Source organism: Vibrio sp. PBL-C16, from assembly GCF_034321865.1.
GTDB classification, from domain to species: Bacteria; Pseudomonadota; Gammaproteobacteria; order Enterobacterales; family Vibrionaceae; genus Vibrio; species Vibrio alginolyticus.
Map to the genome: position 1 here is coordinate 1,599,719 of NZ_JAXLNY010000002.1, position 13,633 is coordinate 1,613,351.

At 41.9% G+C, this 13,633-nt stretch carries 11 protein-coding genes; 3 read left to right on the forward strand and 8 right to left on the reverse strand.

Going from position 1 to position 13,633, the window contains the following annotated elements; translation table 11 throughout:
* Positions 1-81: 81 nt before the first annotated feature.
* Positions 82-1,275, reverse strand: coding sequence for an iron-containing alcohol dehydrogenase (locus tag UQW94_RS15600; protein ID WP_017634023.1), 1,194 nt, complete (start codon positions 1,273-1,275; stop codon positions 82-84).
* 626 nt (positions 1,276-1,901) lie between these two features.
* Between UQW94_RS15600 and UQW94_RS15605 the strand changes: the two genes are divergently transcribed.
* Positions 1,902-3,167 carry an HD domain-containing phosphohydrolase gene (locus tag UQW94_RS15605; protein WP_005389088.1) on the forward strand — a complete coding sequence of 422 codons (1,266 nt, stop codon included), beginning with the start codon at positions 1,902-1,904 and terminating at the stop codon, positions 3,165-3,167.
* Between the two features lie 54 nt (positions 3,168-3,221).
* Here the strand turns inward: UQW94_RS15605 and UQW94_RS15610 are convergent, their stop codons facing one another.
* From UQW94_RS15610 to UQW94_RS15620, 3 genes are all read right to left on the reverse strand, one after another.
* On the reverse strand, positions 3,222-3,824 hold the full coding sequence (locus tag UQW94_RS15610; protein ID WP_033905235.1) for a 2OG-Fe(II) oxygenase: 603 nt from the start codon (positions 3,822-3,824) through the stop codon (positions 3,222-3,224).
* 184 nt (positions 3,825-4,008) lie between these two features.
* On the reverse strand, positions 4,009-4,443 hold the full coding sequence (gene tnpA, locus UQW94_RS15615; protein WP_017633711.1) for an IS200/IS605 family transposase: 435 nt from the start codon (positions 4,441-4,443) through the stop codon (positions 4,009-4,011).
* Between the two features lie 155 nt (positions 4,444-4,598).
* Positions 4,599-5,369: a TerC family protein gene (locus UQW94_RS15620; RefSeq protein WP_225472887.1), complete on the reverse strand. Its 771-nt coding sequence runs from the start codon at positions 5,367-5,369 to the stop codon at positions 4,599-4,601.
* A 411-nt stretch (positions 5,370-5,780) separates the two neighbouring features.
* Between UQW94_RS15620 and UQW94_RS15625 the strand changes: the two genes are divergently transcribed.
* Entirely contained in the window at positions 5,781-6,719 is a 939-nt protein-coding gene (locus UQW94_RS15625; RefSeq protein WP_005377737.1) for a LysR family transcriptional regulator, read from the forward strand.
* Positions 6,720-6,738: 19 nt separating this feature from the next.
* Here UQW94_RS15625 and UQW94_RS15630 read toward each other — a convergent pair whose 3' ends face one another.
* The 4 genes from UQW94_RS15630 to UQW94_RS15645 all read right to left on the reverse strand — a co-directional run bounded on the left by UQW94_RS15630 (position 6,739) and on the right by UQW94_RS15645 (position 11,440).
* Complete coding sequence (locus UQW94_RS15630; RefSeq protein WP_225472886.1) at positions 6,739-7,620, reverse strand: YjjW family glycine radical enzyme activase; 882 nt, start codon at positions 7,618-7,620, stop codon at positions 6,739-6,741.
* 22 nt (positions 7,621-7,642) lie between these two features.
* Positions 7,643-9,184 (reverse strand): YjjI family glycine radical enzyme, encoded by a 1,542-nt coding sequence (locus tag UQW94_RS15635; protein ID WP_151514746.1) that lies wholly within the window; start codon positions 9,182-9,184, stop codon positions 7,643-7,645.
* A gap of 212 nt (positions 9,185-9,396) precedes the next feature.
* Complete coding sequence (locus tag UQW94_RS15640) at positions 9,397-10,020, reverse strand: LysE family translocator (protein ID WP_005377741.1); 624 nt, start codon at positions 10,018-10,020, stop codon at positions 9,397-9,399.
* 202 nt (positions 10,021-10,222) lie between these two features.
* On the reverse strand, positions 10,223-11,440 hold the full coding sequence (locus UQW94_RS15645) for an HD-GYP domain-containing protein (RefSeq protein WP_025766705.1): 1,218 nt from the start codon (positions 11,438-11,440) through the stop codon (positions 10,223-10,225).
* Between the two features lie 487 nt (positions 11,441-11,927).
* Here UQW94_RS15645 and UQW94_RS15650 point away from each other — a divergent pair, with 487 nt between their 5' ends.
* Entirely contained in the window at positions 11,928-13,631 is a 1,704-nt protein-coding gene (locus tag UQW94_RS15650) for a putative bifunctional diguanylate cyclase/phosphodiesterase (RefSeq protein ID WP_213901119.1), read from the forward strand.
* Positions 13,632-13,633 lie beyond the last annotated feature (2 nt).

Sequence of the window (13,633 nt, forward strand, 5' to 3'; positions counted from 1 at the left end):
TATTACCGTCGATATTGTAGGATCTTTAGCAGAAGATCAAGCAAAGTGTAAGGATAAAAAACCACACATGTAAACTATAATTTACACCTTACTGATATTTAACAATAACTGTGTGCATTCTTCCCTGTTCATGAACTTGGGAACAGGGTAATTCCAGTGCGCCTCTTTCAGAATTAAATCAACAAGCGCATCAGCATCTTCACGTTGAATGAGCGCACTGGTTTGCTCAATATCAATAGTTGAAAACAAGGACTCCAGATTCGCCAAAAAATGCTGAGCACTTGCGTTACCTAACTGCCCCTCGGCCGTCAACTCATCGAGCTTTCTTAGTTGAGGCTCAATCTCTGATAATGAAAAGCGCAGCACAGGCAACAAGGCTAATCCGTTTGCCATACCATGAGGTATTCCATATCTCGCACCGAATGTGTGAGCAAAGGCATGAACATAACCCAAACTCGCTTTGGTAAATGCTAAACCCGCGTAATAGGATGCCATAGCCATTTTATGACGAGCTTCGACATCATCCCCTTGCATCACAGCCCTAGGAAGATATTTAAAAATGAGTTTAATAGCGGCAACCGAATAAGCCATCGTTTCTTGAGTAGCGTTTTTCGATACATAGGCCTCAATAGCATGGGTTAATGCATCAACGCCAGTATCAGCCGTGATCTTAGGAGGTAAACCAATCATTAAATTCGCATCTAAAGCTGCCATTAGTGGCACCAACTTTGGATCCATTAAAGGGGTTTTAATGTGTGAGGAGGGATCTGACACGACCGCAGCGATAGTAACTTCACTTCCGGTTCCAGCCGTTGTTGGAATAGCAAAAAGCGGCGCTGGCATTCGCCATACCTTCAATAGTCCAGCTAATTTTTTGATTGGCCGTTTATTGGTAACTTTCGCAGCGATGACTTTTGCACAATCCATTGCAGAGCCGCCACCCAAAGCTAATATGCCCTCACAATGAAAACGATGATAAGCCTCTAGACCGCTCTCAACCTGATCATAGGTAGGATCGGGCTTAACTTGCGAGAAAACATCTAACTGTAAATCGAGTTGTGCTGCTGCCTCAAGCACCTTATCTACAATACCGACTTGGACCAACCCTTCGTCGGTAACTAACAAAACGCGTTTAAATCCCAGCTCGGTCATCGATTCTAATAGCTCATTCATCGAACCAGGGCCGGAAAACAAGGTTGGTCTCGGCATAGGAAGGATATGGGCTGCAATTTTTAACCCAGCGGTGTAACTCCGGTATAAACGATGCTTCAACATACGAAATCCTTTTCATTTAGAGCTATCATTCTAGCTACTTTTACTACCTATGCTTACTTTGCAATCACACATTTTCAATAAACTTATCTCACTAAAAGGGCTAGCATCGCTGGGAAACCGTACCATTTTATTATCTTTCCTCAACGACATGAGCTACAGAGAAAATGTTTTCAACGACGCTCTATTGTCATGTAGTTAACAAGCTTCTTTCCCTATTACTCTGTTAGTTACAGAGCGAGCCTCGAAGAAGTCTTCTTATTTTTTGCCAAAAGCAACAATATGAATTCTGTTAACCACACATCAATACCGTGTGTCTCTGGTTGAGCGCGAGCACGATTTACAAAAATAAAAATAAGAATGCGTTACATCATGATTTATTGTCGTTTTCAAATAAGTCAACAAGAGCAACAATAATCTTTCAAAACTTATACTTAGTTCAAATATCTGACTCTTAACCATGAGCTTCAGGTGATATTATTATGCAACTAGGATTATTATCCCGCCCATAATCAAAACTATGTCTAAACGCCCACCTTTTTGGGGTCTATTCGCTGTCGTACCCAATTTTTCCTATCACCTTCTGATTTGGGTTTAGCGTGGGCTAATTAGCAATGTCGGTATAAACCATGAATCATTCTTGCCATTCCCATACGGACATGGGCTTTGAAGTCGATCTGAAACAAGCACTTATCTGGGTTGCTCGAGCACTCGACTATGTAGGTGTTGATGATACGCACCATAGCCATCGTGTCGCTTACATCGCTTACCAATGTGCTCGGGTCATGAACTGGGAACCAGAAAAAGCGGAGTTTTGCTACTTCGCAGGGATGATCCACGATTGTGGGGTCTCCGAAACACAAGAACATAAAATGTTACTTGAGGAGTTGGTGCCACAAGATGTAAAAACACATTGCTTAAGAGGATACCGAAGCCTCAAGCAGTGTCGTTTGTTGCGTCAGTTTGCTACACCTGTTCTTTACCACCATACACATTGGAGTGAACTAAAATATCTTGATTTACCGCCTTTTGAAAAAGAGGTCGCTGCCCTACTCTATTTAGCCGACCGTCTCGATTTTATGCGTTCCAAATACGTCATGAACTGCCACTGTGACATTGTCACACTTCATGAAGAACTAATTGCAGAATGCATCATGGCAAACGCTGGAACTTTGTTTAATCCAGACATGGCTAAGGCAATGGTTAAGCTCGTTATGACCGACGCATTTTGGTTCGCGATGGAGTCTGAAAATATAGAAACCATCGGATTAAACTTTAAAAGCATTGATTGGCTTCAAAAACAGCTCACTATCCAAGATATGAATAGTTTGGGAATGTTTATCGCTCGAATTGTTGACGCAAAAAGCCCATTTACTTATCAACATTCGCAAAAAGTGGCGGAGTTATCTCGGTATCTAGCCATCAAGCTTGGGTTCTGTGAGCACGACCAAGAGATGTTATTTATTGCTGGGTTGGTGCATGATATCGGAAAGTTAAAAACACCAGATGAGATTCTTCATAAAGAAGGCTCTCTTAATAAACAAGAGTATACGCGTATCAAACGCCATACAATTGATACTCAGCTCGCATTGCATAAGGTCTTCCCTAACGCGAAAATAGCGGAGTGGGCTTCCAATCATCATGAACGTTTAGACGGGTCGGGCTATCCCTATCACAAAACAGGCGCCGAGCTCGATGTTCCATCGCGTATCATTGCTGTCGCGGATGTCTTCCAAGCTCTGTCTCAGGACCGTCCCTACCGAGGACGAATGGCTCAAGCACAAATCGCCGCGATTATGGGCGAGCAAGTCGCTAATCAAGAACTTTGTTCTGACGTCTATGCAGTGCTAGAGCGAAACATGACCGAGTGTTACGAGCTATCAACTAATGTTTAATCGATAAAGGGCGTATCTACGCCCTTTGCTGATTTTGTACAGGTTGCAAACCAATCATTTTGCAATATCAAGTACATTGTCTCGCACACCATTGATTCTGAACCAACCTGCAATGCTGAACCGCTCTGCGTTGGTCGGTAAAACCTCATGCGGGAATTGCTCAGATAAGAATAAAAGTAAGCGTCCTGATTGAGGAGGGATGGTTGCTATCTTATTATCATTTAGATCGTAAACCACCAATTCACCTGCATCCTTTTCCGTCCAAGATTCGTTCATGTAAAAAACGGTTGTCAATCGACGGTTTTCATTGCCCTTAAAACAATCTAGATGCTTTTGGTAGAAATCCCCTTCCTCGTACTTGGCAAAGTGAGCTTCATACTCAAAAAGTCCCAGAAACAAGTGACGGTTCACTTCTTGGCGTATTTCTTCCATCTTATCTAAGTAAGAAGTAACCGCGTGCCCCATATTGGGCGATAACCATTGAATTTTGTCACTTCGAATTGACTCAATACGAGTCACATCGTCATTACGACCAATACGCGCTTTTTTCCAGTTACTTGGAATGCAGTCTCGCAATTGATCCACTTCTTGTTCAGAAAGAAAATCATCCCAGATGTAGTAACCATGGGTTGCTAACGCATCGATCATTTTATTCATTATTGTCGTTCACTCATATTAGTTGGGCGGTCTATATAAAAAATCTTCAACCCCACAACAAATGCGATTTTTTGTCGAAACGACAACAAAATAAAAAGAGAGTAAAAATAGGTGATGACGAATGTAAATTACCACCTTCTAAAGAAGGTGGCTTTGTGTGAGCCCCCTAAAAGGGGGCCTTTGTTTAGTCCAGCGCCAATTGCTGCTGCTCTACTCGCTCTTGCTTCTCTTGATGTCTTACATATCGGCGTATTATTTCTTCATTGATTCCAACACTATCGACAAAATAGCCTCTTTGCCAAAAGTGATTACCCCAAAGCCTGTTCTTCCTAAGGTGAGGAAACTTGCTAAATAGCTTTAAGGCTATTTTGCCTTTCAATACCCCCATCAACTTGGATATCGAAAGCTTTGGTGGGACCTTTACAACTAAATGTACGTGGTCAACTTGTACGTTTAGCTCTACGACTTCACATCCAAGTTGATTACAGTAAACATAAATACATCGATAAACTTCTTTACCTATATTGTTCTTCAAGATCCTAAATCGATACTTTGGCGTCCACACTATATGGTATTGACAACGCCAAAATACGTGGGAAGCTTGATTGTATCTACTCATGTTATTTGTCCTCTTTGACTTCTGGAAAAATCAAAGACGCATTTAGCATGAGTAGTTTTACAGGCAAAGCCGAAACGGATGATAACCACCTACTGAAGTAGGTGGTTTAGGGCTGAAAATAAAAATGCCGCTCATATGAGCGGCAATATCTTTTATTATTGACGAGCTTCTAATCTGGTTGGATGAACTCGCAACGGACTAAGACGTTTAATAGTCGGGCGTTGTTTGTTTTTTAACTGGATATGACAAAGTTCCAGAATTAAGCCGAATGCCATCGCAAAATACACATAACCTTTGTTGATATGAATTTCGAAGCCTTCTGACATCAATAAACCACCTAACAAAACGAGGAATAACAAAGCAAGTGTCTTAAAACCAGGGTAACACGACACCAGGTTATTGATTTTTTCTGCTGTCATGACCATCACGATAGCAGAAGAAACAATCGCTGCGACCATAAGTGGGACATCACTTGTCAAACCAACGGCGGTTATCACCGAGTCCATCGAGAATACAGCATCCACGGCAACAATCTGCAACAGAACTACCGCTAAACCAGTACGGGCGTGAGTTGAGTGAGCAGACTCGTTGTGATTTAACCAACTCCACAACTCTTTCAGGCTTTTAGCCAAGAGGAATGCACCACCCGCAATCATGATGACGTCTCTTCCGGTAAACGCATGGTTCGCCAAAGAAAATAGCGGTTGAGTCAGTTGCATGATCCAAGAGATTGAAAACACTAAACCAATACGAGCAACAACAGCCAGACCAATACCAAGGCTTCTTGCCAGCTTACGTTGGTGCAGCGGCAGTCTTTCACATAAGACAGAGATAAAAACGACGTTATCAACGCCTAAGACAACTTCAAGCGCAAACAAAGTGGCGAAAATAGCCCAAGCTTCTGGTTGCATAAAAAGTTCTAGCATGAGCATGTCTCCAATAATAAGAAGACATATGGTGAAGGGTTTTGTCGACTAAAGGGGTCGTCCATTAATTATTTATACCTTTGTTACTGAGGGATCATGAGTAAATCACCAAACAATCAACAAAACAATATCTATTTTAATTAACAAGAAACAAGTTTAATTCGTGTACAAATCAATCAACTCCTCCAAATTGATTAAAATTACATAGAAGCTTTAGAATTGAATAAATGAAAGCATTAAAGTCCAACAAAACTAAGATAAATTTCTAGACTTATAAGCACCATCAATCCTTATGCAACCCATTAAATGCATTGAGCTCAAAGAGAAACAGGCGTGTTTCCGAGATAAACAATAGTAAAAATTTGTTTCATGCTGATATACTGCCAAAAATCATAAGAAACCATGCTATTTATGGACTACATTGCTCTTTCGCGTATAAGCCTTAAACATCTAACTGTTTTACATATGTTGTTAACCACTCACAGCGTCACACTTGCGGCAGAACGCTTGTGTGTAACACCATCGAGCGTCAGTAAAACGCTCGGACAGTTGCGCGAAACGCTAAAGGATGACCTTTTTTACCGTGATGGCACTCGCTTAGTGCCGACAGCATTTGCGCTGCATATAGGCCCATCAATCCATGGCATACTCTCCAGTATGAATGGATTATTACATCAAGGCTCTTTTAATCCGGCTTACTATCAAGGTAGTTTTTCATTAGCAATGCGTGAAAGTTCATTTGAGCTCTTTGCGCCAGTTCTACAGCACTTGTCCCAACAACTGAGCAACCACGCGCACTTGAATGTCCATGCGAAAGAGGAAATGAGCTTCGATGCATTAGCAAGAGGTCAAGTGGATTTTTTGTTGCTTCCTCACGATCTCAGCCAACCACCCACACAAAATAAAGACTTGGTCTGGAAAACCATTTTGAAAGACGAAATGGTTTGCTTAATGAGAGCATCGAACCCACTCGCTGAGCAACCCTTATCTGTTGAAAGTTACCTTTGTGCAAGACACATCGGTATTCATGATAAAGATCTGTCACAACCTTATTTTGAGCAAAATCTCACCCAAAGGCATTCAAAGCGAAACTTGGCCATGCGTGTAGCCGACTTTGGTTCAGCTGCGGTGATGTGTCAGCACTCGGATTACTTGTTCACATGCTCCAAGCTTTGGGCAAGAGCGGCAATGCAAGCAAAAGGTTTGGTTGAACAAGCTCTTCCATTCGATTACGGACAGGTAGCCTACAGCCTCGTTTGGAACAAAGCGAGCTTAAACGATCCCGCTTTAAAATGGTTACAGCAACAATTACTCGACGCCTGCGCCATGTTAGATGCCTGTGATGCGTAAGCATAGATAAACAACGGTACTACGTGAGTACTGTCGGCACTGTGATAGGGTTACTCACGTAGCATCGAAGCTCTGATTTTAAGCGTTCGATATCATGATGAGAGCACATATCCCAAGTTAACGCCTCCCCCACTACTCCGTGATGCTGAAAGGCATTTAAACGTATAAGCACCGATTCAGGAAGAGTACTCAAGTAACGTCCAATTGCTACGATTTCTATATCTAAATCACTTTTTTGGGGAATATGCAGTAAGCGGACCTCGTACAATTTTTCGTGCTCAACAAGGTACTGAAGGGTTTTAAATACACGATGATTATCACGCCCAGTTAGCCACTGATGCGTCTCCGTCTGCCACGCTTTCAAATCGATCATTGCGCCATCCAGAAAAGGTAGAATACGCTGCCAACCAGCAACCGCTAAAGAACCGTTACTGTCGATGAAACAAGAGAGGTGCCGTAATTCAGGATCTTGTTTTATCCCTTTAAACAGCTCAATAATGAAAGGAAGTTGTAAGGTAGATTCCCCACCGGATACAGTAACACCACTGATGAAAAAGCGATGTTTGCGTATCAAATCGAGCATTGTTACTACAGAGTAGTCAGTAATTTTTGGAGTAGATTGGTTCTGACATATCTCTATACAATGATCGCAGTGGGTGCACTCCTCTTTAAGCCAAACAACGTTGTTGTTTTCGTCGAACTTCAATGCGCCTGCTGAACATTCACTCACACACTCACCACAATGATTACAATGGTTTATCGTGTGAGGATTGTGGCAGTTCAAACACTGATAGTTACAACCCTGTAGAAAGATGACTAGACGATTTCCTGGCCCATCAACACAAGAGAAAGGAAGGATACGAGTGACTTTTGCCAAAAGGCTTCCACTTCGTCTAGACATCTTGTTCTTTCCTAAACCGAACTTATGCCTGCGTGTAAGTCGGTGTTACTTCATGACTCACCACACGTGGCGAGCGTTCTAAAATTTTGGTATTTTTTGCTGCTTCTGCACCTAGAAACGTCGTGTTGGTTCTCGAACCTTCTTTATCATATTTCGCGACATCTGAAAGTTTGATCATGTAGCCTGTCACGCGAATTAAGTCATTTGAAGTGACATTCGCGGTAAACTCACGATAACCAGCATTTAGTGCCCCTTTACATAAATTGAACATCGCTTCTGGGTTAGATTTCACCGTTTCATCAATCGTCAAAATATCGCTGATACCCGCACGATAATACTGATGATGCTTCGCCGTTGCTTGTACATAAGTGACAGGGTCTGGCTCTGCACCATAAGGCAGACGTACACCTGGCGTAACATCATGATCTAAGCTAATGCCGCCTTGTGCATGTAAGAGCGCTTTGCCATCTAAACCATATTTCACCGGGGTTGAGTCCACCAGTTTAGCCAGTGTTGCTGAAACATCATGAGCAAAAGTATTTGCTCGATCATTTTTTCCGTATCGCCCTATTTGCCCTTCTTTTTCAAATAGAAGGTTTACCGCTTCGGCCATGCCGTAAACGCCATACATTGGCGCGAAATAGGACTCTTTTATCAACCCTTCTTGCGTCAAAAAGCCTTGAAAGAAGTTCGATTTTTCATGCAAGTGCGTGCTTCTTGCGTTTATGAGCTCGACCATTAATCGATGGTAAGAAGGCAACGCATTTAAGAAGTCGTTACAGTCTGATGCTCGTTTTGCAACTTCTTTTAAATTCATTCGCACCAATGTGTTCGAGCCACCTGCTAATGGAAGCGAGTTGTAGCAACTTACAATACCAAAGCGTGAGCCGTTGTAGGCTTTCGCGTGCATTGGGTAATTGGCGATATGCGGTTTACTGCATTCACAAATGTTCTGTGTCGCTTGACGAAGTAAATCATCAGGTGTAACTGTCTCGTCGTACATAAAGGTGAGATTCGGTGCGATCTGCTTGAGCTCCGCATCTACTTTTAAAACAGTGCGACAAATAATGTTGTCTGTCGGTCCGACATTCACATGCATAAACGCATCTGGCAATGTGCGATCCAGCATGATCCAAAAATGTTTTAACTTTTTGTAAATCTGGCTCTCTGTTAGGTCGCCTATGTAAGGCAACAAGACATCATCTAACTGGCCTAAGTAAACCGGAATGTTCGTTACCGAAGGAACATGATGGTAAATGATGGTCAGCATGTTCAACGCATCATCGAAATCATCAGCCGGAGACAACTCTAAATAGTCTGAGCCTTGCGATAGAAATTTAGCGTAATCAGGCAACACATAGCGAGGTTTAAACGGTGCATGACCTTCAAACATATCGCAGATGATGCCTTCATCCATTGCTTGTCTCAGTGATGGAGATACGGTCATGTAAGGAATGCACGCTTCCGCCTCTAAAGCTAAAAAACTCGACTTCTGTTTTGGAGAAAGACGGACGTCGGTCGCGATATCTAGAAAACGTTGTTGTAGTTTAGAAAGGCTTGTCATCTAAGATATTCCTACAAAGTAACCACAAGCCCACAAGACAAAATACGAGCTCTACCCCTAAAGAGTAACGTGATTTTACTCCTGCTTGGCTGTTGCCACTAATGAAAATAAACAAAACGTCTATTTCCATTCTGGAAATAAGACAAAGCTAAATTAGCGCATTCCAACTTACTATATGGGAAAACCTAACTGCGTACCGAAGTCTGTCTTATTTATCGGTTTGCCGTCGACAACATCACGCCAGCACCAATAAATACTCCACCAGTCAAACGATTGAACAACTTCGCTCTTCCAGCGACAAACAACCAATCAGAGGCTTTTACCCCTAACAATGCATAAAATGTTAGCCAGCTAAGCTCAAAAACCACAAATGTAGACGCGAAAATCGCGTATTGAGCCAGTAGCGGTGCGGAAGGTTCAATGAATTGAGGAAACAAAGCGGTGAAAAAGACTATCGCTTTGGGGTTACTAGCGCCAACAATGAAACCACTAGTGAACGCGCTGAACGCTGTCGCGGAACTTTGAGTCGTTGCCGTTTTATTAAAATCTGTCTGAGATGAGCGCAACGCTTGAATACCTAACCAGATTAAATAAGCGGCACCACACCATTTGATAATATTAAAAACTAACTCAGATGAAGCAATGACAACTCCCAGCCCGGTAAATGAGAGCGTAAGGATGATCGTAATCGCAGACAAACTGCCAAGTGCAGTCATGAAAGCAATACGAAACCCACTACTCACTCCTTTACTCAAACACAACAGTGAGCTTGGTCCTGGTGAAGCAGTGAGCACGAGAATGGCAAGAGTGTAAAAAATCCATGTATCTATTTGCATTGGAATCCCTTCCAGAAAAAAGAGGTTTATAGCCCATTGTGTATAGAACTATTTTATCGCCCGGTTTCTATCCATGAAGCCGAGGTCTTAAGAACCATCTTGCATCTAAATAACTTAGAAAAAATTAATAGATAGTTATGCAAATAAAATACGATCTACATGCAAGGATGTAAAGCCTGTTGTATAAGCTTATCCATTTCTCTTAATCATAAAAAGGCTTAGGATCGATCTCTAACGATGAAGGCGCTATCGCTCTTTCAATTTTGTACGCACTCGTTTTTAAATCCACCATCGTGACATCAATGTATCGTTTATACTTGCGGGAGTAGAAACATTTCACTTCTGGCTTTAATGCTTGAGATTCATTTGAAGACCAAACAATACCAACACGCCCATCGTTCAACTCGACAATAGAGCCTACGGGGTACATCCCAATGCAATTAATGAATTTGTAAACTAAGTCGGCGTCTAAATGAAATGGCGTTAGACTCAACAAGATTTTAAACGCTTCGGCAGAACTCATGCCTTTTTTGTAACAGCGATCAGCCGTTAGCGCATCGTAGATATCTACAATACAGCTCATACGGCCGTGAATTGGAATCTCCTCCCCCTTCAAGCCTCTAGGATAACCATTGCCATCTAACTTCTCGTGGTGCATCAAACAAACATCACGGCTTACGTCACTAAGTCCTTTTACGTGAAGGATAATCTCACCTGCGAACACTTGATGTAGCTTCATATGTTCAAATTCTTCAGGCGTTAGCTTCGCTGGCTTGTGCAAGATCTTATCATCGACTTTAATTTTACCTACATCATGAATAATGCCACCTACAGCAAGCTGTTTTAGCGTTGGCTTATCCAAGCCCAAGTACTTACCGAATGACACTAAAAGACAAGCGACATTGACGGAATGTTCCAATAAGTAAGAGTCTTTTTTTCGGAGTGCAGAGACACACTGCAACGCATCTGAGTCAATCAAAACACTTTCAATGACATCGTCAGCCCAAGCTTCTACTTCATCAACTTCAATGATTTTTCCTTCAAAAGTTTGATTCAATAGTTTCTGCGCCAAATCTTTTGCTTCGGCGATCAGCTTTTTGGCTCGCTTGTGTTGGATGTCTCTCGAACGATAAGTTCGTTGACCCCTCTTAAAATCTGAGTGTTTCTGCTCTCTCGTCTCTTTAGTGGCATCAGTTGATTCATCTACAGGCTTGAAGACACACTGCTGCGAAGATAATGTTTGATCTACCCAAACATACTTTACGCCACTTGTAGCAAGCTTCTTAATGCCTTCAGGGCTAGATATCCGCCCTGCATTGGCTAAATTGACGCGCTTGTTGTGCTCTATCGCGGTAACAAACATACCAACGCCGATATCAGCGAGCGCAATTTTGATTGAATTTTTCGGATCGTACTGCATATAAAGAAGGCTTACTCGATATTAACGTCCGCATTATAAGAGATTTGATTACTTGGCGTGATAATAAATTTGAATTGATTACAATTAATGAGCATCCTGTCAATTAATAATCGGTCGCGCTCATTAAGTCCTTTTTGTTATTATGGTTTTATCCAAGATAACATATATACAAATGACGTTAGAAAACAGCACATTGATACCGACACAACTGAAAATAACTTTAGGATAATTATTCATAAATATTTATAGATTGCGGACGGCATCAATAACTGTATTTTATAAATGATTTTTACTGTTGACTATTTTTTATAAATGTCGATGATTAGCCGCCTAATCTTAGTATGTTATTAACCTAGTAGCGCATAAAATGATAGCCAAACAATTTGAACTGACACTTTTGTGATTGTAATGTACGCCAGCAGATCAACTCTATGTTATCAACCCCAACACTCATCTCTGATGCTAAAAGGCTCGAGGAGGAAATATCTTGACCACCATATTTGACCAACAAGTCTCAGATAGTGACCGAGAGTTCCTAAAAATCGTCGAAGAACGATTCATTCATATCTTCGATGTGTTTAACGAAGGCCTCTTTTACATGGATGAGTTTGGAACCATGGTATTTTATAACAAGGGCTTTTATGAGCAGCTTGGTATCAACGCTGGTCGAATCAGCTTAGAGCAATGGTTAGACCTTGTTCACCCTCTCGATCGAGAAAGACTCTCCACTCGGGTCGATGCTCACATCATTACCAACAACACGAGGGTCACAACGACCTACCGCGTGCGTAAACCCAATGGACAGTACGTCTGGATTGAAGGCGTAGCCATGACCAAAGAAACAGAACATGGTCATTATATGGTTGGTAGCCACCGTGATATTTCTGAACGCAAGCTGATGGAAAGCTACATTCATCAAGTCGCATTTCATGACAATGCGTCAGGTATGGCTAATCGCGCCCATCTCTTGCTGGATATTGAAGATAGTGTGCGAGCCACCGATTCTTGTGCATCTATCTGTTACATTCAGATAGAAGAGATTAAATCTTACTTAAATCAATATGGCAGCGAGTTGGTCGATGGGTTAGTGGAAAAATTGCTACAAACTCTCAGTCACCTACCTTCTCCAAATAGTTCTGTATATCGCGTACATGATGATGACTTTGCGATTTTGATTCACGATGAATGCTCGGTAGAAACGCTGCAAAGTTATGCCGAAAGTTTAAAGGAAACCTACCACGAGGCAGTGATTGAAGAGGGCCAATACTTAGGAAGTAACATTAGTATTGGTTTGTATCCTTGCATAGATCCAAGTCACTCAGCAGAGGAAATATTACGTAAAGCAGCACGAACTTGTCAGTACGCAAGCGAGCAGAATAAAGACCGTGTTGCGGTTTACAGTGAGAAAACTCAGCATGCCGTAGACCGTTATTTCTTTATTGAACAAGGTCTAAAAAGTGCACTAGAAAAACAGACATTAAGCGTTAAGTTTCAGCCAATTATTGACGCCAAAAGCTCAAAAGTGGTGAGCTTCGAATCTCTGGTTCGCTGGCGTAGCAAAGAGTTTGGCGAAATTTATCCAGACGAATTCATCCCCGTCGCAGAGAACAAAGGTTTGATTGTCGAACTCGGATATCAAGTCTTTGCCAAAGCGTGTGAATTTATCAAAAACTACCGTGAGCGTTACCAAAACCAAGTTCGTGTCAACGTGAATGTTTCTGTACTTCAGTTAATGAATAGTGAATTCCCTGCGCGAATTAAAGCCATGGCGGATGAGGTTGGTGTCGTTCCTGAGTCTATTGTGTTGGAACTAACAGAAACATTTATTTTGGATAATAATCAGACAGCCATTGCCCCTCTGAATACCCTCAGGGAACTAGGATTTGCACTCTCTCTGGATGACTTTGGATCTGGTTACAGTTCATTAAATAGCTTCTTCGACCTTCCGATGACACAAATCAAAATTGATAGGTCGATGGCGTGGAAAACACTAACCAACCGCTCTTCACAAGAATATCTGAAGTTTCTTATCACTATGTGCCAGGAAAATAATATTGAAGTAGTGATTGAGGGAATTGAAGACGCCAAAATGTGTGAATTTTTTACCGAAATGGGCGTCGATTATCTGCAAGGTTATTGGTTCTCTAAGCCACTTTCTGTTGCCAGTGCAAGCCGCTATTCGTTGAGTTAAGC

Bases quoted from the DNA above. Each gene is read 5' to 3' on its own strand.
- UQW94_RS15600 (WP_017634023.1), bottom strand. From the start codon at position 1,275: ATGTTGAAGCATCGTTTATACCGGAGTTACACCGCTGGGTTAAAAATT.
- UQW94_RS15605 (WP_005389088.1), top strand. From the start codon at position 1,902: ATGAATCATTCTTGCCATTCCCATACGGACATGGGCTTTGAAGTCGAT.
- UQW94_RS15610 (WP_033905235.1), bottom strand. From the start codon at position 3,824: ATGAATAAAATGATCGATGCGTTAGCAACCCATGGTTACTACATCTGG.
- tnpA (WP_017633711.1), bottom strand. From the start codon at position 4,443: ATGAGTAGATACAATCAAGCTTCCCACGTATTTTGGCGTTGTCAATAC.
- UQW94_RS15620 (WP_225472887.1), bottom strand. From the start codon at position 5,369: ATGCTAGAACTTTTTATGCAACCAGAAGCTTGGGCTATTTTCGCCACT.
- UQW94_RS15625 (WP_005377737.1), top strand. From the start codon at position 5,781: ATGGACTACATTGCTCTTTCGCGTATAAGCCTTAAACATCTAACTGTT.
- UQW94_RS15630 (WP_225472886.1), bottom strand. From the start codon at position 7,620: ATGTCTAGACGAAGTGGAAGCCTTTTGGCAAAAGTCACTCGTATCCTT.
- UQW94_RS15635 (WP_151514746.1), bottom strand. From the start codon at position 9,184: ATGACAAGCCTTTCTAAACTACAACAACGTTTTCTAGATATCGCGACC.
- UQW94_RS15640 (WP_005377741.1), bottom strand. From the start codon at position 10,020: ATGCAAATAGATACATGGATTTTTTACACTCTTGCCATTCTCGTGCTC.
- UQW94_RS15645 (WP_025766705.1), bottom strand. From the start codon at position 11,440: ATGCAGTACGATCCGAAAAATTCAATCAAAATTGCGCTCGCTGATATC.